Annotated in this window: 24 protein-coding genes and 1 tRNA gene; 5 read left to right on the forward strand and 20 right to left on the reverse strand. The window is 34.8% G+C overall.

What is annotated here, in order from left to right:
* Nucleotides 1-1,008 (reverse strand): class 1 fructose-bisphosphatase, encoded by a 1,008-nt coding sequence (gene fbp / locus ACFPH8_RS03815; protein ID WP_248397341.1) that lies wholly within the window; start codon nucleotides 1,006-1,008, stop codon nucleotides 1-3.
* 119 nt (nucleotides 1,009-1,127) lie between these two features.
* Between fbp and ACFPH8_RS03820 the strand changes: the two genes are divergently transcribed.
* Genes ACFPH8_RS03820 through ACFPH8_RS03830 form a run of 3 tightly spaced genes read left to right on the forward strand, consistent with a single transcriptional unit; the run spans nucleotide 1,128 to nucleotide 4,711 of the window.
* On the forward strand, nucleotides 1,128-1,607 hold the full coding sequence (locus tag ACFPH8_RS03820; RefSeq protein ID WP_376858596.1) for a GNAT family N-acetyltransferase: 480 nt from the start codon (nucleotides 1,128-1,130) through the stop codon (nucleotides 1,605-1,607).
* A gap of 1 nt (nucleotide 1,608) precedes the next feature.
* Entirely contained in the window at nucleotides 1,609-2,859 is a 1,251-nt protein-coding gene (locus ACFPH8_RS03825) for an aspartate kinase (RefSeq protein ID WP_376858598.1), read from the forward strand.
* Nucleotides 2,860-2,881: 22 nt separating this feature from the next.
* Nucleotides 2,882-4,711 (forward strand): GNAT family N-acyltransferase, encoded by a 1,830-nt coding sequence (locus ACFPH8_RS03830; RefSeq protein WP_376858600.1) that lies wholly within the window; start codon nucleotides 2,882-2,884, stop codon nucleotides 4,709-4,711.
* 36 nt (nucleotides 4,712-4,747) lie between these two features.
* On the opposite strand, the gene ACFPH8_RS03835 is transcribed toward ACFPH8_RS03830, so the two are convergent.
* The 15 genes from ACFPH8_RS03835 to ACFPH8_RS03905 all read right to left on the reverse strand — a co-directional run bounded on the left by ACFPH8_RS03835 (nucleotide 4,748) and on the right by ACFPH8_RS03905 (nucleotide 19,522).
* Nucleotides 4,748-5,131 (reverse strand): VOC family protein, encoded by a 384-nt coding sequence (locus ACFPH8_RS03835; RefSeq protein WP_376858602.1) that lies wholly within the window; start codon nucleotides 5,129-5,131, stop codon nucleotides 4,748-4,750.
* A gap of 2 nt (nucleotides 5,132-5,133) precedes the next feature.
* On the reverse strand, nucleotides 5,134-5,592 hold the full coding sequence (locus ACFPH8_RS03840) for a DUF1801 domain-containing protein (protein ID WP_376858604.1): 459 nt from the start codon (nucleotides 5,590-5,592) through the stop codon (nucleotides 5,134-5,136).
* 1 nt (nucleotide 5,593) lies between these two features.
* Complete coding sequence (locus tag ACFPH8_RS03845) at nucleotides 5,594-6,106, reverse strand: DUF4199 domain-containing protein (RefSeq protein ID WP_376858606.1); 513 nt, start codon at nucleotides 6,104-6,106, stop codon at nucleotides 5,594-5,596.
* A gap of 17 nt (nucleotides 6,107-6,123) precedes the next feature.
* Complete coding sequence (locus ACFPH8_RS03850; protein WP_376858608.1) at nucleotides 6,124-6,495, reverse strand: VOC family protein; 372 nt, start codon at nucleotides 6,493-6,495, stop codon at nucleotides 6,124-6,126.
* A 104-nt stretch (nucleotides 6,496-6,599) separates the two neighbouring features.
* Nucleotides 6,600-7,010: a response regulator transcription factor gene (locus tag ACFPH8_RS03855; RefSeq protein ID WP_376858610.1), complete on the reverse strand. Its 411-nt coding sequence runs from the start codon at nucleotides 7,008-7,010 to the stop codon at nucleotides 6,600-6,602.
* A gap of 9 nt (nucleotides 7,011-7,019) precedes the next feature.
* Nucleotides 7,020-7,955, reverse strand: a complete 936-nt coding sequence (locus tag ACFPH8_RS03860) for a 2-hydroxyacid dehydrogenase (protein ID WP_376858612.1) — start codon at nucleotides 7,953-7,955, stop codon at nucleotides 7,020-7,022.
* 231 nt (nucleotides 7,956-8,186) lie between these two features.
* Nucleotides 8,187-9,560 (reverse strand): magnesium transporter, encoded by a 1,374-nt coding sequence (gene mgtE, locus ACFPH8_RS03865; RefSeq protein ID WP_248397356.1) that lies wholly within the window; start codon nucleotides 9,558-9,560, stop codon nucleotides 8,187-8,189.
* Nucleotides 9,561-9,598: 38 nt separating this feature from the next.
* Nucleotides 9,599-10,378, reverse strand: a complete 780-nt coding sequence (gene rsmA / locus ACFPH8_RS03870) for a 16S rRNA (adenine(1518)-N(6)/adenine(1519)-N(6))-dimethyltransferase RsmA (RefSeq protein WP_248397358.1) — start codon at nucleotides 10,376-10,378, stop codon at nucleotides 9,599-9,601.
* Nucleotides 10,379-10,413: 35 nt separating this feature from the next.
* Nucleotides 10,414-10,740: a DUF4286 family protein gene (locus tag ACFPH8_RS03875; RefSeq protein WP_248397360.1), complete on the reverse strand. Its 327-nt coding sequence runs from the start codon at nucleotides 10,738-10,740 to the stop codon at nucleotides 10,414-10,416.
* Between the two features lie 104 nt (nucleotides 10,741-10,844).
* Complete coding sequence (locus ACFPH8_RS03880; protein WP_376858615.1) at nucleotides 10,845-12,572, reverse strand: tetratricopeptide repeat protein; 1,728 nt, start codon at nucleotides 12,570-12,572, stop codon at nucleotides 10,845-10,847.
* 211 nt (nucleotides 12,573-12,783) lie between these two features.
* Nucleotides 12,784-12,912 (reverse strand): hypothetical protein, encoded by a 129-nt coding sequence (locus ACFPH8_RS03885; protein ID WP_256476084.1) that lies wholly within the window; start codon nucleotides 12,910-12,912, stop codon nucleotides 12,784-12,786.
* A gap of 158 nt (nucleotides 12,913-13,070) precedes the next feature.
* Nucleotides 13,071-14,342: a serine--tRNA ligase gene (serS, locus tag ACFPH8_RS03890; protein ID WP_376858617.1), complete on the reverse strand. Its 1,272-nt coding sequence runs from the start codon at nucleotides 14,340-14,342 to the stop codon at nucleotides 13,071-13,073.
* A 32-nt stretch (nucleotides 14,343-14,374) separates the two neighbouring features.
* The gene (locus tag ACFPH8_RS03895) at nucleotides 14,375-15,706 is read right to left on the reverse strand and encodes an HTTM domain-containing protein (RefSeq protein ID WP_376858619.1); all 1,332 of its coding nucleotides are present in this window, start codon (nucleotides 15,704-15,706) and stop codon (nucleotides 14,375-14,377) included.
* Nucleotides 15,693-16,631 (reverse strand): bifunctional riboflavin kinase/FAD synthetase, encoded by a 939-nt coding sequence (locus tag ACFPH8_RS03900; RefSeq protein ID WP_376858621.1) that lies wholly within the window; start codon nucleotides 16,629-16,631, stop codon nucleotides 15,693-15,695. The genes ACFPH8_RS03895 and ACFPH8_RS03900 overlap by 14 nt, the downstream gene beginning before the upstream one ends.
* An 83-nt stretch (nucleotides 16,632-16,714) precedes the next feature.
* On the reverse strand, nucleotides 16,715-19,522 hold the full coding sequence (locus ACFPH8_RS03905; protein ID WP_376858623.1) for a choice-of-anchor J domain-containing protein: 2,808 nt from the start codon (nucleotides 19,520-19,522) through the stop codon (nucleotides 16,715-16,717).
* A 206-nt stretch (nucleotides 19,523-19,728) separates the two neighbouring features.
* Here ACFPH8_RS03905 and ACFPH8_RS03910 point away from each other — a divergent pair, with 206 nt between their 5' ends.
* Nucleotides 19,729-22,758 (forward strand): reprolysin-like metallopeptidase, encoded by a 3,030-nt coding sequence (locus tag ACFPH8_RS03910; protein WP_376858625.1) that lies wholly within the window; start codon nucleotides 19,729-19,731, stop codon nucleotides 22,756-22,758.
* 50 nt (nucleotides 22,759-22,808) lie between these two features.
* Here ACFPH8_RS03910 and pth read toward each other — a convergent pair whose 3' ends face one another.
* From pth to ACFPH8_RS03925, 3 genes are all read right to left on the reverse strand, one after another.
* Complete coding sequence (gene pth, locus ACFPH8_RS03915; RefSeq protein WP_248400691.1) at nucleotides 22,809-23,375, reverse strand: aminoacyl-tRNA hydrolase; 567 nt, start codon at nucleotides 23,373-23,375, stop codon at nucleotides 22,809-22,811.
* Nucleotides 23,376-23,517: 142 nt separating this feature from the next.
* Entirely contained in the window at nucleotides 23,518-24,162 is a 645-nt protein-coding gene (locus ACFPH8_RS03920) for a 50S ribosomal protein L25/general stress protein Ctc (protein ID WP_376858627.1), read from the reverse strand.
* 53 nt (nucleotides 24,163-24,215) lie between these two features.
* Entirely contained in the window at nucleotides 24,216-25,157 is a 942-nt protein-coding gene (locus ACFPH8_RS03925) for a ribose-phosphate pyrophosphokinase (protein ID WP_248397376.1), read from the reverse strand.
* A 157-nt stretch (nucleotides 25,158-25,314) separates the two neighbouring features.
* Here ACFPH8_RS03925 and ACFPH8_RS03930 point away from each other — a divergent pair.
* Nucleotides 25,315-25,394: transfer RNA gene (locus ACFPH8_RS03930), tRNA-Leu, on the forward strand.
* Nucleotides 25,395-25,635: 241 nt separating this feature from the next.
* On the opposite strand, the gene ACFPH8_RS03935 is transcribed toward ACFPH8_RS03930, so the two are convergent.
* Entirely contained in the window at nucleotides 25,636-25,782 is a 147-nt protein-coding gene (locus ACFPH8_RS03935) for a hypothetical protein (protein WP_376858630.1), read from the reverse strand.
* Nucleotides 25,783-25,790: the final 8 nt, after the last annotated feature.

Here is a 25,790-nt window from a genome sequence, read left to right on the forward strand (position 1 = left end):
TTATTCAGCTAAACGCATAAATTCCTCTGCTTTTTCTACCATATTTTTGCTGCCACAAATAAAAGGAACACGTTGGTGAAGTTCCGTTGGTTCAATATCTAATATACGGTTAAAGCCATCGCTGGCTTTACCTTTGGCTTGTTCTGCCAATAGTGCCATAGGATTACATTCATACAATAAACGTAATTTTCCGTTTGAGGTTTTAGAACTTTTTGGATATAAATAAATACCGCCTTTTATCATATTTCTATGAAAGTCAGAAACTAACGAGCCAATGTATCGGGACGTGTAAGGTCTGTCTCCTTCTTCCATTTGGCAATATTTAATGTAGTTTTTAATGCCTTGTGGAAAGTGAATGTAATTCCCTTCGTTTACGGAATAAATTTTACCGTCTTCAGAAAATGTCATATTAGGATGCGATAAGTAAAAAGTACCAATAGCAGGATTTAATGTAAACCCATTTACACCAGCACCTGTCGTGTAAACCAACATGGTGGATGTGCCGTAAACGACGTATCCAGCCGCGACTTGCTGGCTGCCTTTTTGTAAAAAATCTTCTAATTGAACGGGTGTTCCAACCGGTGTTACACGTCTGTAAACAGAAAAAATAGTTCCAACCGAAACATTCACGTCAATATTGGACGAGCCGTCCAACGGATCAATTAAAACAACATACTTATTGTTGTTGTTTTCATCTTGGCTGTTAATGGATATAAAATCGTCCTCTTCTTCACTAGCAATTCCACAAACAATATTTCTATTAGTTAGTGTTTGAATGAATTTTTCATTGGCATAAACGTCTAGCTTTTGTTGGTCTTCACCTTGAATATTGGTTTCTCCAACAGCGCCAATTATATCAACCAAACCGGCTTTATTCACTTCGTGATTTACCACTTTAGCGGCTAAACGAATGGAATTTATAAGTCTTGATAACTCGCCAGATGTGTATTTGAAAGACGATTGATTCTCAATAATAAATTCACCGAGTGTTTGATTTTTTCTAGACATAAAAGTGTATGTATGGTTTATGCAAATATCGTATTTTTTAGGAAACTACAACCTTTTCAATAGGTTTTAATGTGGCTAAATACCCAAGTTTAAACTATATTTACGCCAAAATTAGGCTTATGGATATTGTAGTAAGAGACGCTAAAAAAGCAGATATGGAATCGGTTTTAAAATTGATAAACGAATTAGCCGTTTATGAAAAAGAACCCAATGCCGTTGAAATTACAGTTACCGATTTAGAACTTGGAGGTTTTGGTGAAAACCCCGTTTTTCATTGTTTTGTAGCCGAAAGCCAAAATAATATTATAGGCATTGCGTTAGTTTATATGCGTTTCTCAACTTGGAAAGGTTCCGTTTTACATTTAGAAGATTTAGTGGTTAGTCAAGAAATGCGTGGCCATGGAATTGGTACTATTTTATTGGATGAGGTTGTTAAATATGGTTATAAATTAGGTGTAAAGCGAATTTGTTGGGAAGTCCTAGATTGGAATGAACCTGCTATAGCATTTTATGAACAAAAAGGAGCTAACGTTATGCGCGATTGGGATGTGGTTCAACTTAATGAAGCTGCAATAAAGAAATATATTTCAAACATTTAACATGCAAGTATTTAAATTTGGTGGCGCATCGGTAAAAGATGCACAAGGGGTAAGAAATTTAGTTACCGTTTTGCGTGAAGCTGGGCATGATAACACCTTGATTGTCGTTTCTGCTATGGGTAAAATAACGAATGCCATGGAAGGTGTAATTGGCAATTATTTTGACAATAAAGCGGAATTACAGAGCTCACTGCAAGAGGTTAGGAAATTTCATAATGCTATTTTACTCGATTTATTTGAAAATGAAAACCATGCTATTTTTAAAAAAATCTCTAAACTTTTTGATGAATTAGCTGCATTTTTCGATCGGAATAAATCGCCAGATTATAATTTTGTTTACGATCAGGCTATCGGTTATGGTGAGTTAGCTTCGACTGCCATTATTAGTGCTTACCTAAATGATGTAGGACTTGAAAACAATTGGTTGGATGTTCGTGAGTTTTTAAAAACGGATAGCTATTACAGACGCGCCAATGTGAACTGGTTGGACACACAAACCCAAATCACCACGCATTTTAATAAAAATAAACTGAACATTACCCAAGGCTTTTTAGGTAGTGATGCTAATAATTTTACCACCACCTTGGGTCGTGAAGGAAGTGATTATACAGCAGCTATTTTTGCGTATTGTTTAAATGCCCAAAGTGTGACCATATGGAAGGATGTTCCCGGTGTTTTAAATGCGGATCCACGGTATTTTGAAAACGCCCAATTACTAAATTCTATATCCTATCGTGAGGCTATTGAGTTGGCTTTTTATGGGGCATCAGTAATTCACCCAAAAACTCTTCAGCCATTACAGCGCAAGGAAATCCCGTTGTTTGTAAAGTCGTTTTTGCATCCTAAAAATGCGGGAACCTGTGTGGGAAGAGGTAAAGGAATTGAACCTGAAATTCCATGTTTTATTTTAAAACGCAATCAGATTTTAATTTCATTGTCATCATTAGATTTCTCCTACATAGTTGAAGAAAACATTAGTGATATTTTTAATTTATTGCATTTGTATAAAATGAAGGTGGACGTTATTCAAAACTCCGCTATTAGTTTTTCGGTATGTGTGGATGATATTTATCAGAATCTTGAAAAATTACTACAACATTTAAAAGCAAAATTTAAGGTAACTTGCCATGAAAATGTATCTTTATACACTATCAGGCATTATAATTTAGATGTAGTGGCGCAGTTGGAAGAAGGTAAAACTGTTTTAATGAAGCAATTAGCACAGGAAACCATGCAAATGATAACCAAATAATTTTTTAATTACATTTGTTTAAATGAGTAAACAATCAGATAAAGGATTAGTAAACGCAAAGGAAGTTTCAAAAGCTATACAACTTGATAAGTATGGCGTAATTGGTACGTTAGCAGGTTGGGGTTTAATGAAATTACTAAAAATTTCAACGCTAAATGAAATCTACAATCGCAATAAACATTTGTCTGATTTAGAATTTTTGGATGCTATTCTGGATGAGTTTCAAATAAAATTTGAAATACCTGAAGAAGATTTAAAACGACTTCCAAAAGAAGGTTCTTTTATTACCGTTTCCAATCACCCTTTAGGTGGCATTGATGGTATTCTACTTTTAAAGTTAATGTTAGAACAGCGTAAAGACTTTAAAATAATTGCTAATTTTTTGTTGAATAGAATTGAGCCTTTAAAACCATACATTATGCCTGTAAATCCTTTCGAGGATAAAAAAGATGCACAATCTAGCATTGCAGGATTTAAAAATGCCATTCTTCATTTACGGGATGGTCATGCCTTAGGCGTATTTCCAGCCGGCGAAGTTTCCACCTACCGTGATGGCAAATTAGTGGTAGATAAACCTTGGGAACCCGCAGCAATTAAGCTTATTCAAAAAGCCAATGTACCGGTTGTTCCTATTTATTTTCATGCCAAAAACAGCTCGCTATTTTATAAATTATCTAAAATTAGCGATACGTTTAGAACCGCTAAATTGCCTTCGGAATTATTAACACAAAAACGTCGCACCATTCGAGTTAGAATTGGTAGGCCTATTTCCGTTGCTGATCAAAATGAACATTCCACTTTAGAGGGTTTTTCAGAATTTTTAAGACGAAAAACCTATATGTTATCCAATTCTTTTGATGAAAAGGATAATTTATTAAGCAATTTTCCAAATAAACTGAAATTACCAAAACCACCAAAACGTATTGTTGGTCAGGTTGATAAAAAGTTAATGACCGAAGAAGTAGACGCGCTTCGTGAAGACGATTTCCGGTTACTTCAAAGTAAAAACTACGAGGTGTTTCTTGCGCCAGCCAATAAAGTTCCAAATATTTTACAAGAAATTGGTCGTTTGCGCGAAATAACCTTTCGTGAAGTTGGGGAAGGAACCAATGAGGCTATTGATTTAGATGCCTTTGATACCTATTACCACCATATGTTTCTTTGGGATTCTGAAGCCAATATTCTTGTGGGTGCTTATAGAATGGGTTTAGGCTCCCAGATTTTTAAAAAGTTTGGAATTAATGGTTTTTATTTGCAAGATTTGTTCCGTTTTGAGCCAGAATTACATAAAATGATGAGCCAATCCATTGAAATGGGTCGTGCGTTTATTATAAAAAGTTATCAGCAAAAACCGATGCCTTTATTTTTACTATGGAAAGGTATTGTACATACTACGTTGCGTTACCCCGAGCATAAATATTTAATTGGCGGTGTAAGTATTAGCAATCAGTTTACTAATTTTTCTAAATCGTTGATGATTGAGTTTATGAAATCTCATTATTACGATCCCTATGTGGCGCAATATGTACACCCTAAAAAAGAGTTTAAAGTTAAGCTGAAAGATGCTGATAAGGATTTTGTCTTTGATGAAGCGGAAGCCGATTTAAATAAATTTGATAAAATTATTGATGAAGTAGAACCAGGTGCTTTACGTTTACCAGTATTATTGAAAAAATATATAAAACAAAACGCCAGATTAGTGGCATTTAATGTGGATCCCTTATTTAATAATTCCGTTGATGGACTAATGTATATTAAAATTGCCGATTTACCCGAAAGCACAGTAAAGCCAGTAATGGAAGAGTTTCAGGCTGAATTGGAACGTAAATTGTCTGAACAAACGGACGATTAATATTGCTTTAATAATCTAAAACCTTGGCTAGTTTATTTATAATGCGCTGTCTATGGGTTCCCAGAGTTCTATTTTGTTTCCGTCATTGTCTAAAATCCAACCAAATTTACCGTATTCATATTCTTCCATGTCACCTACAATGGTTACACCTTCTTCCTTTAAGGTCTTTAAAAGTTCAACTAAATTTTCAACACGATAGTTAAACATGAAGTCTTTTTTAGAAGGCTCATAATATGTTGTGTCTTCGGGAAATGGACTCCATTGTGTGGTGCAATCATTACCCTCATGATCTTTCCATTTAAAGGTGCTGCCATAATTGTCTGTATTAAAACCTAAATGGGTTTTATACCACTCTTTGGACGCTTTAGGGTCTTTTACTTTAAAGAAAATACCACCAATTCCTGTAACGCGTTTTTTCATAATTATGCTTTTTTAATGTTTGTTTCATAAATAGAAATCCACTCTTTTACGGTGAGTTTTTTACAAAGTTCCGCAATAAGCTCTAAGGGAATCTCATCTATCTTTTTAAATCGGATACAGCTTTTGCCCATATCCAGTTTTCGTTTACCATGTTTTGGATATTCGGAAACAAACCAATCGTGAATTTCTGGAACCGCATAGATACCGCTATGATATAAATTAATTGAGTTTTTCTGTGACGCAAAACTCATAAATGGTAAGGGTTCTTTTGGATTGCAATGGTAACCGCCCGGGTAAATGCTATGTGGTACAAAATAACCAATCATACCATATTGAATACCTTCTTGAAAATCTTTGGGTAAATTATCCTTTATAGTTTTACGAAGTTTTTTTAGTGTTTCTTGGCGTTCTTTAGGCGTTTGATTAATATAATCTTCAGCCGATGTTGCTTTGTATTGCATTCTATTTGCTTTTACGTTGTAGTATTAAACTTGAAATTACGGATATTATAAATCCAATAACAAAAACCGTCAATGCCATAAGAAAAAAGTTGAAAAAAGGATTCCCGAAAATTTCGCGTTGCGATTCTAGTTCAATTAATTTTGCTTGAAAATCAGCATCAGATAATGTTTCTCGGAAGGTTTCAATAGAATGATTATAATATTCTGTTGTGAAATCTGGATTAATAAATGAGGTGTAAACCACATTAATGAGTCCGAATGTTAACGCGGTGAAAACGGAAATAAGCAGACCAATTTTTAACCCTTTCGAAAACTTAAGAGTTTTATTATTTATAGTGTCTCGATAACTTTTTATTCCAAAATAAATAACGGATAATGCTAAAATAATGCTAACGTATCCAAAAACTTCACTAATTGTGTAGTTCATGTAATCTTCAATAAGAAAAGAAAAGCTAAAGAGTATTATTAACAAGGTACTGCTGTAGATACCAAATTTTTTTACCGTGGATTTCATTTTTAATAGTTTATCAATTAGGTGTGTTGGTCTACTAGAATCGTATTCCCATCAGGATCACTAATAACAAAGCTACCTGGACCAGACGTGTTGGTTTTTACTTCAGATATAAATGATACATCTTTTTTCTTGAGTTGGCTTTGAATGTCACGAACATCTGTAAATGTTTTTAGCGTGTTAGCGTTTTCATCCCAACCAGGATTAAAAGTTAGAATATTATTTTCAAACATTCCTTGAAATAAGCCTATTAAGGTTTTATTGTTTTTCATAATCAGGTAATTTTTTTCCATGTCACCACCGAAAACTTTAAATCCGAGAGTTTCATAAAATATTTTTGATTTTGATAAATTCTTAACACTTAAGCTAACTGAAAAAGCTCCTAATTCCATAATATGATAGTTTAAAATTAATAATCAAAAATAGAAGATTTGTTATTTTTAGCGCTCATACTAAAGTATCAAAACCCACTTACTTTACTATAAATGTAGGGAAATTAAATAATTTGGAGTTGTTTGGCTATTTTTAGTGCTTCCGTTCGTCTTTTAGCCTGTAGTTTTGCCAATAAGTATGATACATGTGTTTTTACAGTACTTTCAGAAACAAATAATTTTTCGCCAATTTCTTTATTAGATAAGCCTTCTGATATTTGTTTTAGAACAGCATATTCACGCGTTGTAATTTCTAATTCTTTTAATTTGTGCGTGTTTATTTTTTTGGTCAGTATAGGTTGATGCGTAGCATTTTTCTTACTGATATAAACGCCAACAAAGAAACATACAATAGCGCTAAACGCAATGGCGATTTCAATTTTTAAGTCTCCAGAAATTACGGCATACTGGCTCAATTGAAATAATGAAAGTAAAGCAATAATAAGTGCAGAGAAAATAAAAACGGTTTTTTTCATAAGGATGAATTAACAAAATTTTACTTTAATTTTATCCACGATGGTTTGTGCTAATTTTTTCTTGCTTTCCACCGTCCAACCAGCCACATGCGGTGTTAAAAGCACATTTTCGGCTTTAATTAAATACTGAAAAGCCTCTGGCATTTTGGATGAAAATAACTGTTCAAATGATGCTTTTTCGTATTCTAAAACATCTAATCCAGCACCTAAAATTTTACCAGATTTTAAAGCGGTTACCAAATCATCGGTTGCAACACTCTTGCCTCGAGCCGTATTAATCAGCCAAAATGGTTTATGGAATGCGTTTATAAATTCCGTGTTCACCATATATAGTGTTAGGGGAGTTTGTGGCGTGTGTAAACTTAACACATCGGCTTGGGTTTGAAGTGTTTTTAAATCCACTTGCTTGGCATTTTCATCGCCCACATGGGATTGAATGTCGTAACATAAAACGGTGACATCAAAGCCTCGTAATTTTTTAGCAAAGGCTTTTCCCATATTTCCATAACCAATTAAGCCTACGGTTTTTCCATCTAACTCAATACCTCGGTTTTCTTCCCGTAACCATTGGCCCTTTCTAATTTCATGGTCTGCTTTGTTGAGTTTGTTAAATAAAGAAAGCAGCATGCCTAAAGTATGTTCGCCAACAGCATTCCTGTTACCTTCTGGTGCTGAAATAAGTTGAATACCTTTTTGTAGCGCGTATTCACCATCAATATTTTCCACACCAGCACCTACACGACCAATAAATTTTAGTTTGGTGGCCGCATCTAGAAACCGCTTGTCTATACTAAAACGACTGCGTATAATGACACCATCATAGGCATGAATTTTGGTCTCAATCTCGGATTTAGAAGCCGTGTAATCTTCATCGTTTTGAAAGCCTAAAGCATTTAATTGCTCAAGCATTAATGGGTGATTGGTATCTAGGTGGAGTATTTTCATGTGTATAAAAACAACAGATTAGTTTACTTCAAATATATAAAACCTAAACATGAACTCCCGATTTTCAATTCAAGATATTGTTCGTGCTCATACTTAAGAGTCCATGTTTCATTTGGCAAATAAGGACTCAATATTTCTTTTTAGTTGAAACGGCATCCTTTCGTTTAAAACAAGAAAAAATTAAGCTGTATAGTGCGATTGTATAGGAACACCACAAATTATTTAAATATTTTAAAAACCTAAAATGAGTTTGGCAATGAGAAAGTACGTTAATATACCAAATAAATCATTACTGGTAGTAATAAATGGTCCTGTTGCTACGGCTGGGTCAATGCCTCGTTTATTAAGAAAAATAGGAATAAAGGTGCCAATTATTGCTGCCATTATTATCACGGCTATTAGTGCAATACTAATAGTTATAGAAACAATGTATGGTGTGCTAAACACGAAATGTGTAATGACTAAACCTATACAAGCAATCGCGATTCCGTTAACTAAACCGAGTAAGGCTTCTTTCAATAAGCGTTTAATAATATTGCCATCAATGGTATCATTTGCTAATCCTTGAACAACAATAGCTGACGATTGTACACCAACATTTCCAGCGGTTGCTTGGATTAATGGTACAAAACTTAACAGTACCACGAAGGCTCCCATATGGTCGTTAAATTGCTCGATAATTCCAGCGGCTCCAAGACCACCAAACATTCCAATTAATAACCATGGTAAACGTGCTTTTGTGAGTTTCCATATACTATCATCGGCTTCTACATCTTGTGAGATACCTGCCGCTAATTGGTAATCTTTATCGGCTTCTTCACGAATAACATCTACAATATCGTCAATGGTAATTCTCCCCAATAAGGTGTAATTTTTATCGACTACAGGAATGGCTTCTAAATCGTATTTTTGCATAACTTTAGCCACTTCTTCAACATCTTCGTCTACAAAAACATAATCCACACTAGTAATATAGATATCTGCAATTTTTTGGTCGCTTTTAGCAACAATTAAATCCTTTAAAGATAAGCGCCCTTTTAATTTATTCTGTCTGTCTACTACGTAAATGGAATGTACACGTCTCACATCTTTTGCCTGACCACGAATGCGGCGTAAACAACCTGCAACGGTCCAAGTTTCATAAACTTTAACGAGTTCTTTAGCCATGAGTCCACCAGCTGTGTCTTCATCATAGGCTAAAAGTTCGGTAATTTCATCACGATGCTCTGTATCCTCAATATGAGAAATAACCTCGGCTTGACGTTCTTCAGAAAGTTCCGCAATAATATCGGCTGCATCATCGGTGTCTAATTCTTCAATTTCTTCGGCAATTTCTTTAGCCGATAGGTTTTTAAGAATTTTTTCACGCGTATCCTCATCTAACTCAATTAGAATATCGGCTGTCGTATCAGAATCTAATAATTTAATAACATAAACGGCTTCTTCCAGATTAAGTTCATCAAGAATCTCGGCTATATCGGCATGGTGAAAATCCATCAATAGAGTTTTAAGATCCTTATCATTTTTAAATTCGATAAGATTCTCAACCTGTTCAATAAGTTCGTCTGTAAGCTGAAATTGGATATTCTCTTGTTCTTCGGACATGCGTTTTTGTTAAGTTACTTTGTTAAGACAACAAAGATTTAGTCATTTTCATCAGTTTCTATCAGTTGTGTAAGTTCCAGAAAAGCGGTTACAGATAACTGTTCTGGTCGCTTGTCAAAGATAACATTTGCTTTTAAATTATCAGACAGATTGAAGGTTTTTAAGCTATTTCGCAGTGTTTTTCTCCGTTGTTGAAAGGCTTGTTTTACAACTTTAAAAAATAATTTCTCATCGCATGGAAGCGAAAAATTTTCTTTTCGTTTTAGTATAAGCACACCAGATTCCACTTTTGGTGGTGGATTAAAAACCGTTGGCGGAACGGTAAATAAATAGTCTGCATCGTAAAATGCTTGCGTTAAAACCGATAAAATACCATACACTTTGCTGCCTTCCTTGGAGCAAATACGTTGGGCAACTTCTTTTTGAAACATCCCTGAAAACTCCGGAATCTGGTTCCGCATTTCTAAAGTTTTAAAAACGATTTGTGTAGAAATGTTATATGGGAAATTTCCAATTATAGCGAAGGGCTCATCATGGAAAACTTCTTTTAAATCATATTTTAAAAAATCTTTCTCTATAACCCGATCGGCTAGATTGAGATAGTTGTTTTTAAGGTACGCAACAGATTCGGTATCTATTTCTATAACATGGGTTGTGATATCTTTTTTTAGAAGATACTTGGTTAAAACGCCCATACCAGGACCAATTTCAAGGACGTGCTTGTAGCCTTTAAAAGACAAGGAATCGGCAATTTTTTCTGCAATGGTTTCATCCGTTAAGAAATGCTGGCCTAAATGTTTTTTTGCTTTTACAGACATGTTTGGTTTTTTGTTTTTTTTAAATGAGTTGCTCTCTATTTGGCACTCATGGTAAATTCTTCTATAACTTCTAATTCGGTGCAAAATAAAAGCATTTTATCTCCAAATTTTTTGAGTCCTTCTAATCGCAATCCGTCATCATCGTTATTGTAATAGCTATCTAGTGTTTGCCTAGAGTGCGCGCAAAACTGAACAGAATAAGTAACACCACCCATTTCCTCTTCAACTAAAACACGTGTTAGTTTGGCGTCTTTAAATTTTCCTGTAGCTAATACTTTTGGAATGTGGTCTGTTTTCATCCAATTTAACCATTCTTGATGGCGATTTTTTTCTATGTTAATAGTCACATTATAAATAATCATGCGTGTAAAATTTGCTGTTTAAATACCTAGTTGTGCAAATTACAGGAGTTCGCGCTCATCATCAAAAGGTTTTGGCCTTTTTTCCTGAATTAAGGTACTATTTTCTAATTTAAATCGTCTCCTCGTAAAACACGGTATCGTTTGCGTGCATCCACAAAGTAAATACTGTCTTGATAATTAAAAATAATTTGCTCGTAGTTTTCTTTGGCTTTTTGTGGGTCTTGAAGTTGATTTTCATACAATTCGGCTAAAGCAAAGTAAGCATCATCGGCTAAAATATCATCTTTAAAATTAGCAATGATGATTTGATAATTAACGACTGCTTTTTCAAATTGATTTTTAGACTCATACAGTTTGCCCTGCTTGTAAAGTGCTTGATCCTCTATGGATTGCCCTTTGTAATTTTTTAAAACGGTATTTAAAAGCGCAATGGCTTCATTGGGTTTGTTTTGAAAGGCCATTAAATCGGCTTTGGCGTAAAGTTTTAAAGCGGCTTGCGTGGAATCTTCAAATTTATTATCTGTAATTAGTAACATTAAATCCAATGCATCATTAGCAATAAGTTGAGATGTTGATGATTTTAAAATTTTAAGTTGAGATTCTGCCCATTTAAAATCGCCTTTATAGTAACTGGTTTGGGCAACTTTAAAGCGTGCTTCTTGAGCCAAAGTACTATTTTTTAAATTACGTTGAATTTGGGTAAAATAAATTAAAGCTTCGTTGAATTTTTCTTGCAATACTAGAATATCACCCAACTCTAATTTTACCGTTCCTTCATCTAAATCGGATAAAGGGAGTTTTAAACTTTCTTTTAAGAACACCGTTGCGGCTTGTGGATCATGCTTGTAAAATGCCAAAAAGTGTGCGTAAGCAACCTGTAAATTTATGGTTTGGTTAAATTTTCCGAAAGTTTCAAAAAGCTCTAAATAGGTGTTTTCAATAGTTTCTAAATCGGTTTCAGTTTTTAACGCAATTTGCAGTAAATTATAGTGCGCCCCAATTTTAACATCTAGATTTTGAGCTGTTTCTGCCAAGTAGGTGAAAATGGTTTTAGATACATCAAAATCATGGTCGTTCATTGCTACAAAGGCCAATTCTTCAATGCGCTCTAAACTTTCTGGTTGCCTGTTAAAGATGGCTTTTTCTTGAGCAAACGCTTTATTATAATCTTTTTGTTGAATAAAAAGCCAACTCAACAATTCATTCCAAAGCAAGTTAGGCTCTTGTTGTATTTTTTTGAGCAATAAGCGTTTTAAAATGAGATTGTTTTCGTTCTCTGAATCATCTGTTATAAAATCACTCATGGCGCGTTTAATGGTATTTAAATAGGAACTATTAACATCCACAAAATTTAAATAACTACTAAACATTTTTTCTACATTGCCTTGCTCCCCATATATACGTGATAGTTGAATGTTAAAATTCATGGCTGGTTTTAGGGCCATGGCTTTCTCATAAGTGGTAATAGCTTGATCTAAAAGGGAGCGATTTTCGAAAAACTTACCAATTGAATACGCGAAATTTGGATTTTCGTCTAAAAAGGAAATGGCTTTCTTATAATTGGCATTGGCAGATTCTAAATCGTTTTTTAATTGGTAGTTGTAACCCAATTCTACATAAAGCGCGGGGTATTTTACCCGTTCAATTTGCTGGATTAAAAGAGCTTCAGCCTGATCCAATTGTTCTAGCTGCTGATGCGTTTTAATAAGCTCTAAAAAATAGGCATTATTATTAGCCGAATTTCTATGTAATTCTTGATATGCCAAGAGCGATTTTTCAAACTCACCGTTTTTAGAATACTCTTTAGCGAGCAAGTCTTCTTGCGAAAACATACTGACCGAAAATAGAAAAAAGCATAAAAGAAAAAGACGCATAATATTACTTTGTGTAAATATAGCAAAAGTGCGCTGGAGATGATGTGAATGTTTTTATAAAAAAAATGCCTGAAGAGTTTTCAGGCATTTACCAACCAAAATAAATGTGCTATTAACCATTGTAAATTACAAAATGATTCAGTTACCTGATTGGGTAATTTAACTAATATTATTCCGAAACAACGGAAGCCGTTGCATTGGCATGATCTTTTTTGGATAAATCGAAATCTGAAACAAGGACTTTGCCGGCTATGACTGCTAAAACAATTAGAAGAAAAAGTCGTGTAAGATTTTTCATGATAAGTAGGTTTAAAACTTTAGGGTACACGAACTTCAACAATATTTGTTAATTAACAAAATAAAACAGCAAAAAATCGTTAAACAGCAGGTAATTTTTGCTTTTTAACGATTTTTTATAAATACTACTGAATATCAAGTAGGATAAAACCTACAATTTTAATCAATTATAGAAAAACCTGTATAAGGTATTAATGCGTCTGGAATAACAATACCTTCAGGTGTTTGATAGTTTTCTAAAATACCTGCCAATACACGCGGCAATGCCAATGAGCTACCATTAAGTGTGTGTGCTAATTCATTTTTGCCGTCGCTGTTTCTGAAACGTAATTTTAAACGATTAGCCTGAAAGGTTTCAAAATTAGAAACCGATGAAATTTCTAACCATCTATCTTGTGCTGTTGAAAACACTTCAAAATCATAAGTCATAGCCGAGGTAAAGCCCAAATCGCCTCCACAAAGGCGTAAAATACGGTAAGGTAATTTAAGTTCTTGTAAAATGCCTTTAACGTGTTCCACCATAGTATCTAAAGCCGCATATGAGTTTTCAGGGCGCTCAATACGTAAAATTTCTACTTTATCAAATTGGTGTAATCTGTTTAAACCACGAACATGCGCACCATAACTCCCAGCTTCACGACGGAAACAAGGTGTGTAACCTGTAATACCAATTGGTAATTCGCTCTCGTTTAAAATAACATCGCGAAAAATATTGGTTCCCGGTACTTCGGCAGTTGGTATCAAATATAAATTATCTTCTGTTACATGGTACATTTGTCCTTCTTTATCAGGTAATTGACCTGTTCCAAATCCAGAGGCTTCATTAACCAAAAGTGGTAATTGATATTCGGTATAACCAGCTTCGGTATTTTTATCTAAAAAATAAGCAATTAATGCTCGTTGTAATCTGGCGCCTTTTCCTTTATATACTGGGAAACCAGCTCCAGTAATTTTGTTGCCTAATTCAAAATCTATTATATCATATTTTTTCGCTAATTCCCAATGAGGTAAGGCATTTTCGTGAAGTGTTGGAATGGTTCCTTCTTTGAAAACCTCCTCATTATCATCTTCAGAATTTCCAGTTGGAACGAGTTCATTGGGAACATTTGGAATTTGATATAATAATTGATTTAAAGCTTCAACAGTTTCATTTAATGTATCTGTTAATTCTTTGGATTGACTTTTTAAATCGGTAGTACGGGCTTTAAGCGCATTTGCTTTTTCAGCCTGACCAGATTTGTATAGGGTACCAATTTCTTTAGAAAGCGTATTGGATTCTGATAGTGTATTATCCAGTAAGGTTTGTTCTTGGCGTCTTTTTTCGTCCAGCGCAATGACTTCATTAATCATTTTGGTAGCATCAATTTGGCGTTTTGCCAAACGTTCAATAACCAAATCTTTATGCTCTCTAATAAAAGGTACTTGTAACATGTGATAAAATTTTAAGCGGCAAATTTACGTAATTACCGTGTGAAATAATCTTGTTTTGGTGGTAAAATCCATTCGCTATGCTTGAATGCGGACCACTTGGTTGCGGCTATATCTATTTTTGGATTAATAAACGGAATATAACTGCGTCCATTCACGCTTATTCTACAGTCCACAAAAACAGAAACATCTTGTCCTTTTTTTGCAAAATCTTCTTTTAATATTTGCGCAAACTGCCATATAACATCTGCTTTAGCACTGGCTAAACGCTTTTGTTTAGGTGTTAAATAATAGTCTAAATTAATAGTGGTTCTCACTTGTGTTTTTTTATCCACAACATGATAAAGGGTATGGCCACTTTTTGAGCGCAGCATCATGCGCCAAGACATTCTATGGCCTTCCTCCGTCCATAAAACCGATTGAGGAAAAACATGTTGACGTAAAGGCAATAAAATTTGAACTAAAAAGTAGATGCCGAAAACAGTAAGCATCGGTTTTTTATAGGGTGGAATAATTACTTCAGAACCTTCATAAAAAGGTTTTCGTTTTAAAAATATGCGATGTATTGTTTTAGGCTCAAAAAAGAATAAGGCGAAAGCAAGGGATAAGTATGGGAAAATTCCAACTTGAAAAACAAAGGAGTTGAACAGATGGAAAAATATAGAAGCAAAAAACGCGAGTTTTCGTGTTGGTTTATAAAGTAGTAAAGGAATAATTAAACCGTCGAATAGAATGCCACCATAAGCTAGAAAATAGTGCATCCATTCATTTTGTAGGAATTCACCAATTAAAAAATAATGCTCCTTACTTTTCATTAAAATAGCCATAACAGAAGCGTCTAGCCAATCTGGATATAATTTGGCAACGGAACCGTAGGTATAAACAATAAACATCTGTAAAACAAAAATATACCTGCACCAATTTGGCATCGCTATTTCCTTAATTTTCGGATTTAATTTGGCATCTATTGAAACATTTTTATGTGCTGGCAAAATAATCATGATAGCACTTAAAAGAACCAATAAATAGTAATGGTTGTTATACGATGATTTTTGCATTAAATACGTGCCGGTCCATAACAGTGTAAACATAAAAGCACTCACACGATATTTGTATCCTAGCATAATAAATAGGCCAAAAAGACCCATAATGGTGTAGTAAATATACATGCCATTACCCGGTAACGGCTGCAGCCATTCAAAACCAATAAAAGAAAATGTAAACTGGGGATCAATTAATGTTCGCTTAATCCAACCAGTGAAAATGGCACCAATAGATTCCAACAAACAAAGAAGACCGAAAATAATCCGAAAAACTATTAAGGCCGAATTATCTACTTGTTTAAAAAGAAAATTAGTGAGTCGCATGATTTTTTATATACTGTAAAGCGGTTTGTTTATCCTTTTCTAATTGTGCCTGTAATTCGGTCACGGAATTAAATTTCTGCTCGTCTCGGATGCGTTCAAGCATATCTATTTTTAATTTAGAACCATATAACGATGCTTCTAAATTAAAGAAATTTATTTCAATGGACTGATTATTATCTGGATTTACCGTGGGATTTGTGCCTATATTCATCATCCCAAAATAGATGTGATTGTTTATTTTAGATTTAATCACATAAACGCCATCTGCTGGTATTAGTTTATAGTGTTCTTCAATATGCAGATTAGCCGTTGGAAAACCTATTTCTTTACCTAATCCTTTACCGTGAATTACGGTTCCGGTCAACATGTAGTTATAACCTAAATAACTATTGGCTGTTTTTATGTCTCCATTTAATAGTGCTGTTCTAATTTTTGTGGAACTAACAGAAACATCATTGATATCTTGTGCTGAAATTTCTTCAACTTCAAATTGATAGTCAATACCAAATTGGCGTAAATCATCAATATTGGCTGTTCTATTCCTTCCAAAATGGTGGTCGTAACCAATAATAACTTTTTTAGCTCGCAGTTGTTTTACTAAAATGTCTGAAACAAAATCTTCCGCCTTTAGTCGGGAAAATGCTTTAGTAAACTTTTTAATAACCAAATAATCCAACCCGTGAGCTTCCATGATGGCTGCTTTTTCATCTATAGTGTTGAGTAATTTGATGGTGGTATCTTTCTGCAGCACCATTCTTGGGTGTGGAAAAAAGGTCATTATAGCTGATTTTAGAGCATTATTTTTAGCAGATGTAACTAGTTTTTCTATTATTTTTTGATGTCCAATATGAACACCATCAAATGTACCAATGGTAACAACAGTTTCATTCTCAAAGTCGCTATGATGCGTTTGTATTATTTTCAATGGAAAAAAGTATTTGTACAAAAATAGAAAAGCGGATTGATATAAATACCAATCCGCTTTTAAGTTTTAAAAGAAACGTTTTTTTATTTCTTAATAAATGGTATTGTAAGTGATGAATTGTCTTTACGTATTTTAATAAAGTACATGCCATTACTTATATCAGATGTATTGATTTGTAAATCTGAAGCGCCTAAAATAGTAGCCGTTTTAACAACTTGACCAAGCATGTTGTATACAGCATAACTATCAGGCAAGTTAGCATCTGTAGTTTTAATATTTAAAACAGATGTTGTTGGGTTTGGATAAACGGACAACGTGGAAGCCATTTCAAATGCATCAACAGATAATAACGCTAATTGTGTACCAAAAACATAAATTCCTTCAAGACCTGCTGTAAAGGAAGCTGCTAATTTGGAATCAGATCCAAAAGCAGAAATAGTAATAGCTGCCACTTCATTAGTGAGTTCATTTTTCACAAAAAGTTCACTTCTAGAATTTCCTGTTAGTGCTTCCCAACCCGCAAGTTCGGCTTCACTGAAGTAGAAGTTGATAGTTGAAGTATCAGATGTGCTAACGTTAGTTGTAGTAATATTGAATGTTTTCGCGGTAACAAAAGAATCTGGATCGGTATTAGCGCCATACATAACTGCTGCTGCTCCTGCAGTTGCAACATCTCTAGAAACTGAAACGTCTACGCATGCATAGTTAAAGCCACCTGTATTGTCCACGTCAATCATAACGTTTCCAGTGTTTGTATCTGTAAAATAGGCCATTCCAACCTCATTAATTCCAGCTGTAGTTGCTGTATTAACTAGTGTTTGAGCGCCCGTAGTTGTGTCTGCAGTAACAGAAACATCATCCAACATAAATACAAACTCATCGGCGGAAACTACATGAAACGTGATGTAAATATCTTGACCATCATAAGCTGATAAATCATACGTGTATTCTGTCCATTCTAATGGTGGAATAACGTATGGTGCAGGTGTAATAATGGTGAAACTAGCAGGGTTAGTGTCCGTAGTAGAAATACCTACTTGGAAACGTTCGCCTCCCGCGTAATTATCGGTTAAACTTTGTGCCCAAAATTTGAGTTCACTATTCGTTCCATCTAACGAAATTTGAGGCGTAAAAATGTAATCATCATTTTCAGGTGTACCACTAGAGCTTCCTGTTGAGTTAAAGCAGTAATAGCCTTTTGTTCCGGAATGAGGATTCCATCCGTCACCAAATACAGGTGTGCCTTGGCTAGGGTTAAAAACAATAAATGTTCCTGTATACCCTTCGTTTGGGAAATCGTTATTATCTGCTGCATAGGTTGTATCGCCATCATTGTCTAACATAGTCCAAGCGCCAACAGGTGTAATTTGCCAATCTGTGTACGATTCAAAACCGTCACTAAATAAAACGGTATTACCTGAACTAGTTGGAGCTGTATCGTCATTAGTAATAGTTATAACGTATGTATTTGTGGTGGCCACTAAATCGCCAGTGGTTGATACATTAACATTTAAAGTAATGGTTTCATCAGTTTCAACCATACCATCTTCATATACGCGTAATGTAATAGTATTGCTTCCCGTTGTATCACCTTGAGGAAATGATACGGAGTTATTAATAAGTTCAAAATCTATATTTTCGGTTGCCGTACCAGAGTGTGATAAAGTTGCTGTTGCCGAAGCATTTCCAGCTTCGCTTGCTGTTAATGTAATTTCAATGTCTTGAAAACCACAGCCATCACCTTCTAAAATTCCAGAAGGTAGGGTAGTACTTATAAGAATAGTAGGTTCTGCACTACCTGTTGTAGAATTTGGTAAATTTGAAATACCATCCGCATTTTCAAGAACAGTTAAAATTCTACTTACTTGATCTGCTGTAAAAATATTCATACACGCGTCATCCGTATAGTCCATATAATTTTCAACCATGTCTCTATTACCATCACAAGTAGTTTGGTTGTTTGTTGGACAACCAAAATTGGAAGTTGAACTTTCTGGAGTATCCGCACAAAAATCGTTTCCACAATTTTCGTCTCCCCATATATGTCTTAGTCCAATCCAGTGACCAATTTCGTGTGTTAACGTACGACCAGCATTATAAGGTGCTGCAGTTCCTGGGTTAGTTAAAGAGCCAATACTACCTGGAATGACAACAACGCCATCGGTAAGTGCTGAACCGCCATTTGGGTCTAAACCAGGCAGTGTTGAGTTAGATGGAAATTGTGCGTATCCTAAAACGCCACCTCCTAAATTGGCACTCCATATATTAGCGTATAAAGAACGATCCCAAATAGTTGCTGGCTTAATAGTAGCGTTCATGGTATTAGTAGCAATTGTACCAGTATAACCATAAACTCTATTTATACCAGGTTCTGGTAAAACATTTCCATTAGGATCAACAGCTGCTGGAATAAAGTTTATTTCCGCAGATTCTGCAACAGGATCTGTACTTCCTGAAAGGTTGTTAAAGTCTAAATTTAATTGATCTATTTGTGCTTGGATTCTAGCGGCTGAAATATCGTTAGCATCGCCTTGAGAACCGGTTATTATGTGAAAAATAATAGGGATATTAACCACGGCACGTCTGTAAGTTCCATTAGCTTTTTCTAGAGCAATACGTTCTTGACGTTCTTGAATTAAAGGCGCTAACCAGTTTTCAAATTCTTGATCCGATTGTATGTTTGTATTGCTTTGTCTGCGTAAAGCTTCCATTTCTACCGTGGCGCACCTTACAAAACCAGTTTCGTTAAAATGTCTTTGGTTTTCTTCAGTTAATTGAAGCGGTTCGTTAGAGATTGAAGTTGTCAAGGCAGATTTTTGCTGCGCCTGTAAACTAAAAACACTTACAAACAGTAGTAATAAAAAAACTAGTTTAAAGTTGTTTTGTTTCATGATTATAATTTAGAGATTAAATAATTGGAGTAAAAATAGCAAAAAAAACACTAAAGTCAGTGCAATATTTTGGGTTTGTTGGCTAATCAAGTTTTAGTATAAAATAAGTGTTGTATTTCTAATTCCTCAAAATAAATGATGAAAATTATTGTTTTCGCAATTATTTAACTAAATTTATTCACAAAATTAACTTAAGTAAGTGTGTTATGAGAAAAACTACAAATTATTATTTTAAGAAGCTTAAACTTTTACTATTAGTCTTCGTTTTAGCATTTGGTCCGGCCGTGATGGCGCAACAAAAAAACAGCTATTGGAGTAAAACAAAGGAAGGCAGTTTTAATAAAGCGGATAAAGTTCATCGAGCGTCACAACCTTCAAAATTTGAAGTATTTAATTTAGATTTGCAAGCATTTAAAAATGCAATTGAAAATGCGCCTTTAAGAAGTGAAAACTCCAGACGTTCTAATGTTGTTGTTGAATTTCCTGTTGCCGATGGCACTTTTGAGAAATTTATGGTGTCTGAATCCCCTATTATGGCGCCAGGATTAGCCGAAAGATATCCAATGATTAAAACTTATAAGGCCGTTGGTATTGATGATCCTACAGCCACCATGCGTTTTAGTGTGACCCAATTTGGACTACACGCCATGATGTTATCTGGAAAAAGAAGCTCGGTATATATTGATCCATACACGGAAAACAGAAATTCCTATATGGTTTATAGTAGAAATACTTTAGGTGAAGATTTACAGGGTTTTGAATGCCTTGTAGACGAAAATATAGATTTAGGCTCTTTAACCAATGAACGTTCTACAAGTCGTGCCGATACAGACGATAGAAAATTAAGGACCTACAGATTGGCACAATCCTGTAATGGTGAGTATGGACAGATTTTTGCAGGTTCGGGAACTGTTGCACAGCAAAAGGCTAATGTTCAAGCTCAAATGGTATTAACGATAAATCGTGTTAATGAAATTTACGAACGCGATTTAGCTATTACGCTTGTGTTTGTTGCTAATAATGATGCTGTTATTTATTTAAATCCAGCCACAGATCCATGGAACGGCGAATTTAACACAACTACAGCACAAACTTTGGACAATGTCATTGGTGTTAATAATTATGATATAGGTCATAATTTTAATACGTCAGGTGGCGGGAGTGCTGGATGTTTAGGGTGTGTATGCGCTAGTCAGTCCCAAACCAATTTTCATAAAGGAAGGGGTTATACTGGAAGACCAGATCCAACAGGCGATCCTTTTGATATTGATTATGTAGCACACGAAATGGGTCATCAATTTGATGGGTGGCATTCTATGAATACCTGCAGTCGTTCTGGAAATGGCTCTACTGAAGTAGAACCAGCTTCCGGTAGCTCAATTATGGGTTACGCGGGTATTTGTGCAACTAATGTGCAAAACAATAGTGATGCGCACTTTAATTATGTAAATATTCGGGATATTTCAGCAAATATTCAAACTGGAGTTAGTAGTACTTGTGATGTTGAAACAGATTTAGTTAACCAGCCTCCAGTAGCAAATGCAGGAGCGGATTATAATATCCCTAAAAGCACACCTTATGTTTTGAAAGGTACGGCAACAGATCCAGATGGCGAAGCGTCTCTTACTTATAATTGGAGTCAAAATGATCCAGAGCGTGCACCAGGAAATGGTGCGCCGCAGTCAGCATGGACCGTTGGGCCACTATATCGTTCTATTCTACCAAGCGATTCACCAAATCGGTATATGCCAAAATTAAGTGATGTTGTTGCTGGTAATTTAACGCCAACATGGGAAGTAACACCTTCTGTTGCTAGAAACATGGAGTTTTCTTTTATAGTAAGAGATAATGGTAGTGGTTTTGCAGCAGGCATTGGTCAAACAGACGCAGATTTAATGACTGTGACTGTAGAAAATGTTGATCCTTTTACAGTTGCTGGACCTAATGGTGGAGATGTATGGACAGAAGGAGCCACGCAAACTGTAACGTGGAATGTTGGGCAAACTGATAATGCAACCATAAATTGTCAAACTGTAAATATATTATTGTCAACTGATGGCGGTTTCACATACCCGTACACTTTAGCAGCTGCAACACCTAATGATGGTACTGAAAATATAAACGTTCCAAGTGGAACATTATCTACAACCGCAAGAGTAATGGTTGAGGCGGCTGATAATATTTTTTATGACATTTCTAATTCAAACTTTAATATTAATACCAATGACCCAGATTTCTATTTTGTAAACACAAATGGCGATCAAGCCATTTGTGGTGGAACATCTGTTTCATATGAATTTGATTACTTTGCTATTAATGGATTTACAGACACAACAGGTTTTACCGTTTCTGGAAATCCTGCAGGAAGTAATGTAGTAATAACACCTAACAGTTTGGATGTGTCTGGCTCTTTTATAGTGGATGTTAATAATTTAGGTGGAGCACCAGCTGGCGACTATACAATTACGGTGTCTGGTACTTCAGGGAGTACAGTAAAGAATGTTGATGTTATTTTAACATTGGTAGATGGAGTTTGTGCTTCTATTGCTAATACTTCATATCAAACTAGTACAACCTTGGTTCAATTTAATACTATAGATAATGCTTCAGGAAAACCGTCTGGTTATAGTAATTATACAGCTATTTCCACGGATGTTAATCGGGAGAGTATGTATGATTTAGTAGTAAATATGAATACAGACGGAAACTTTACTTGTATTTCTACAGTGTGGATAGATTGGAATCAAGATTGTGTTTTTGATGGCTCTGAAATGTATGATATGGGGTCTGCTATTGGCACTGCAAATGGACCAGCAGCTAATTCGCCTTTAGCGGTAACAGTTCCGGCTGATGCTGTTTTAGGAACGACTACTATGCGCGTTGTAACTAAATATAGTTCTGCTGCAACACCATGTCAAAACGGTCATGATGGAGAAGTTGAAGATTATTCGGTAAATGTTTTAACGTCTTTATCTGTTGATGAGTTTGCTGTTTCCGAGTTTAGTGTTTATCCAAATCCAAATAACGGAACGTTTAATGTGAAAATGTCCAACGTTACAGATGCTATTACCATTACTGTTTTTGATATTCGCGGACGTCGTGTTTATACCAATGATTATAAAAATATTTCGGAATTTAACGAAGTTATTAATATTGGAAATGTAGAATCAGGTATGTACTTACTACAAGTTTCTGAAGGTTCTAAAAGGACAACCAAGAAAATAATTGTTGAGTAATTTTGCGATTAAATTTATAAAAAAGGGAAGCTCATTTGGCTTCCCTTTTTTTATTTTCCATTAAAACTATTCATCGTATTGCTAATGCCTGCTGTTCCAAAAGATTTAATAAGTTCAGCGGCTTTTTCCAAACGTTCAGGTAGGCGTTTGTTTTCGTCTTCATTCCATTCACCCAACACATAATCAACTTGACGACCTTGGCTAAATTCATCACTAATTCCAAACCGGAAACGGTTGTATTTCGTGGTATTTAATTTGTCTTGAATATCTTTAAGTCCGTTATGGCCACCATCACTTCCTTTGGTTTTTAGGCGAATACTTCCAAAAGGCAAATTCAAATCGTCTGTAATGATAAGCAGGTTTTCTAAAGGAATTTTTTCTTTCGTTAACCAATATAAAACAGATTTGCCACTCAAATTCATATAAGTACTCGGTTTTAATAATATAAACGTGCGTCCTTTAAATTTATAGGTGGTTAAATCTCCTAATTTATCGGTAGTAAAAGTGAGGTCTTCTTTATGCGCTAGAAAGTCTAGTACTTTAAAGCCTATATTATGTCTGGTATTATGGTATTTATCACCAATATTACCTAAACCTACAATTAGAAATTTTTTCATGCTATCTGTTTCGGCTGTTTTAAAAGCTTGGCGTTTATTTAAAAATGTAAATAGGTTCCACATGCTTCAAATTTATAGAAAAAATAAAAAAGCATCCTGAAAAATCAGAATGCTTTTAAATATATTGATACTAAGATTAGATTTATTCTTGACCTTCTGCTTCTGGAGCATCAGTTCCTTCAGTTGCTTCTGCACCTTCTTCAAGTTCTTCTTCGTCATCATCCGTAGCAATAACCATAGCAGCTCTTGCACGTTTAATTTGACAAACAACTGTGTTATCAGTATGTAAAATTTTGTATGCTTCGTTTTCTAAAGCAGTAACATATAATTTAGCACCGATTTTTAAATCTGTGATGTCTATTTCAATAAAATCAGGTAAGTTACTTGGTAATGCTTTCACACGTAATTTACGCGCGTTTTTACGTAAAACACCACCAGCTTTAACTCCTTTAGAATTCCCCACAAAGTGTACAGGAATTTCCATTGAAATCTGCTTGTCTTCAAATAATTGATAGAAATCGATATGTAAAATTCTATCTGTTACAGGATGAAACTGAATATCTTGCAAAACTGCGTTAAATTCATCACCATTATCTAAAGAAATCACAACTGTATGCGCATTAGGCGTATAAACCAGTTTTGAAAATGCAAGTTCTTCAGCATTAAAATGTACTGGTTTGTCACCTCCGTATAATACGCAAGGCACCTGTCCAGCATTACGTAAGGCTTTTGTTGCTTTTTTGCCTACGCTTTCTCTTTTAGATCCGTTAATTGTAATTGACTTCATTGTTTATATATAATTGTTATTAATATTCTAATTTTGGTAGTACTTTAAGGGTACTACATAATAAATTTTGAGCTAATAGATTTGTTGTAATGTACGTTTAGCATCACTTCAGCAAATAGATTAGCACAGCTTAACACCCGTATTTTGTCGCTTTGTTGTTTTAAAGGAATTGAATCGGTTACAATTAGTTCTTCCAACTTCGAATTCTCAATACGCTCATATGCGCTGCCTGATAAGATAGGGTGCGTACAAATTGCACGAACACTTAAAGCGCCACGCTCCATCATTAAATCGGCTGCTTTTGTTAAAGTTCCTGCGGTATCCACCATATCATCTACTAATACAACGTTTTTTCCTGTAACATCACCAATTAATTCCATGTGTGATATAACATTAGCTTTAGCACGTTGCTTATAACAAATAACCACATCGCTTTCTAATGCTTTGGAATATGCATAGGCTCTTTTGGAGCCGCCCATATCTGGAGACGCAATGGTTAAATTATCTAAATTTAAACTTTTTAAATACGGTAGAAAAATAGTAGATGCGAATAAATGATCTACTGGTTTTTCAAAAAATCCTTGAATTTGATCCGCATGCAAATCCATGGTAATAATACGTGTTGCTCCGGCAGCTTCTAGCATTTTTGCCACTAGTTTTGCCGCAATTGGCACACGAGGTTTATCTTTTCTGTCTTGTCTGGCCCAACCAAAGTATGGTAATACAGCGGTAATGTGTCTGGCTGAAGCGCGTTTTGCTGCATCAATCATTAACAACATTTCCATCAGGTTTTCCGGTCCTGGATTGGTAGAGCCAATAATAAAAATACGCGTTCCGCGTATAGATTCTTCGTAAGACGGCTGAAACTCACCATCACTATAGGTGGATGTAATAACGTTACCCATCCGAATACCATAGGCATCAGCGATTTTTTCCGCGAGCGCTCTACTTTGAGTACAGGTAAAAATTTTTGCTTCTGTTTGTACGTTTGGCATGTTTAATTGGTTGTATTATAACTAATTATATTCAGTTCGTCTTAACGAGGTGCAAATTTAGGAATTTATTTCAACTCCAAAAGCATAAAAGGGTGTATTTTTAATGCTTGGAAGCATTTTATTTTATAATTTTGCCACCTACTATAATTTTAAGCATGCTCAAGTGGTGGAATTGGTAGACACGTCGGATTCAAAATCCGATTCTTCGGAGTGCGGGTTCGATTCCCGCCTTGAGTACTAGAAAAGCCGTAACAATCTAATTTATAGATTTTTACGGCTTTTTAATTATGTGGTGTTTTTTGGAAAAGATATATAGACTTTAACATGAATAAGGGTTTCGTAAAAACATGAGTGATAAGTCCATTATCCAAAAGTAAAATGAAAAAAACGAAACAAATCACGATTATACAATACGGTACTGTTAGGTATTGTAAACAGTGCTTTTATAAAAAAGGGGTTGTAAATGATAGCTAAAGAATCAGTTTCGTGTTTCAATATGTTTGTTTTCATCTTTCTGTTCTAGCACTTTATACACCTGAAAACCCAATTGTAATCCAACGATAATAATTTTTGCTTTTCTACCTGGTATTAAAATAGAGGCTGCATTTAATAATAAAGATTTCATAAGGTACA

Source organism: Bizionia hallyeonensis (assembly GCF_042657385.1).
Lineage (GTDB): Bacteria > Bacteroidota > Bacteroidia > Flavobacteriales > Flavobacteriaceae > Algorimicrobium > Algorimicrobium hallyeonense.

Coding starts and splice junctions, on each gene's coding strand:
- ACFPH8_RS03830 (WP_376858600.1), top strand. CDS start 2,882: ATGAGTAAACAATCAGATAAAGGATTAGTAAACGCAAAGGAAGTTTCA.
- ACFPH8_RS03880 (WP_376858615.1), bottom strand. CDS start 12,572: ATGTTTTCGCAAGAAGACTTGCTCGCTAAAGAGTATTCTAAAAACGGT.
- ACFPH8_RS03845 (WP_376858606.1), bottom strand. CDS start 6,106: ATGAAATCCACGGTAAAAAAATTTGGTATCTACAGCAGTACCTTGTTA.
- ACFPH8_RS03875 (WP_248397360.1), bottom strand. CDS start 10,740: ATGATTATTTATAATGTGACTATTAACATAGAAAAAAATCGCCATCAA.
- ACFPH8_RS03910 (WP_376858625.1), top strand. CDS start 19,729: ATGAGAAAAACTACAAATTATTATTTTAAGAAGCTTAAACTTTTACTA.
- ACFPH8_RS03895 (WP_376858619.1), bottom strand. CDS start 15,706: ATGCGACTCACTAATTTTCTTTTTAAACAAGTAGATAATTCGGCCTTA.
- fbp (WP_248397341.1), bottom strand. CDS start 1,008: ATGTCTAGAAAAAATCAAACACTCGGTGAATTTATTATTGAGAATCAA.
- ACFPH8_RS03850 (WP_376858608.1), bottom strand. CDS start 6,495: ATGGAATTAGGAGCTTTTTCAGTTAGCTTAAGTGTTAAGAATTTATCA.
- ACFPH8_RS03840 (WP_376858604.1), bottom strand. CDS start 5,592: ATGCAATACAAAGCAACATCGGCTGAAGATTATATTAATCAAACGCCT.
- ACFPH8_RS03925 (WP_248397376.1), bottom strand. CDS start 25,157: ATGCCAAACGTACAAACAGAAGCAAAAATTTTTACCTGTACTCAAAGT.
- ACFPH8_RS03920 (WP_376858627.1), bottom strand. CDS start 24,162: ATGAAGTCAATTACAATTAACGGATCTAAAAGAGAAAGCGTAGGCAAA.
- ACFPH8_RS03820 (WP_376858596.1), top strand. CDS start 1,128: ATGGATATTGTAGTAAGAGACGCTAAAAAAGCAGATATGGAATCGGTT.
- ACFPH8_RS03905 (WP_376858623.1), bottom strand. CDS start 19,522: ATGAAACAAAACAACTTTAAACTAGTTTTTTTATTACTACTGTTTGTA.
- ACFPH8_RS03835 (WP_376858602.1), bottom strand. CDS start 5,131: ATGAAAAAACGCGTTACAGGAATTGGTGGTATTTTCTTTAAAGTAAAA.
- ACFPH8_RS03885 (WP_256476084.1), bottom strand. CDS start 12,912: ATGAAAAATCTTACACGACTTTTTCTTCTAATTGTTTTAGCAGTCATA.
- mgtE (WP_248397356.1), bottom strand. CDS start 9,560: ATGTCCGAAGAACAAGAGAATATCCAATTTCAGCTTACAGACGAACTT.
- rsmA (WP_248397358.1), bottom strand. CDS start 10,378: ATGTCTGTAAAAGCAAAAAAACATTTAGGCCAGCATTTCTTAACGGAT.
- ACFPH8_RS03935 (WP_376858630.1), bottom strand. CDS start 25,782: ATGAAATCTTTATTATTAAATGCAGCCTCTATTTTAATACCAGGTAGA.
- ACFPH8_RS03855 (WP_376858610.1), bottom strand. CDS start 7,010: ATGAAAAAAACCGTTTTTATTTTCTCTGCACTTATTATTGCTTTACTT.
- serS (WP_376858617.1), bottom strand. CDS start 14,342: ATGTTACAAGTACCTTTTATTAGAGAGCATAAAGATTTGGTTATTGAA.
- ACFPH8_RS03860 (WP_376858612.1), bottom strand. CDS start 7,955: ATGAAAATACTCCACCTAGATACCAATCACCCATTAATGCTTGAGCAA.
- ACFPH8_RS03825 (WP_376858598.1), top strand. CDS start 1,609: ATGCAAGTATTTAAATTTGGTGGCGCATCGGTAAAAGATGCACAAGGG.
- pth (WP_248400691.1), bottom strand. CDS start 23,375: ATGAAAAAATTTCTAATTGTAGGTTTAGGTAATATTGGTGATAAATAC.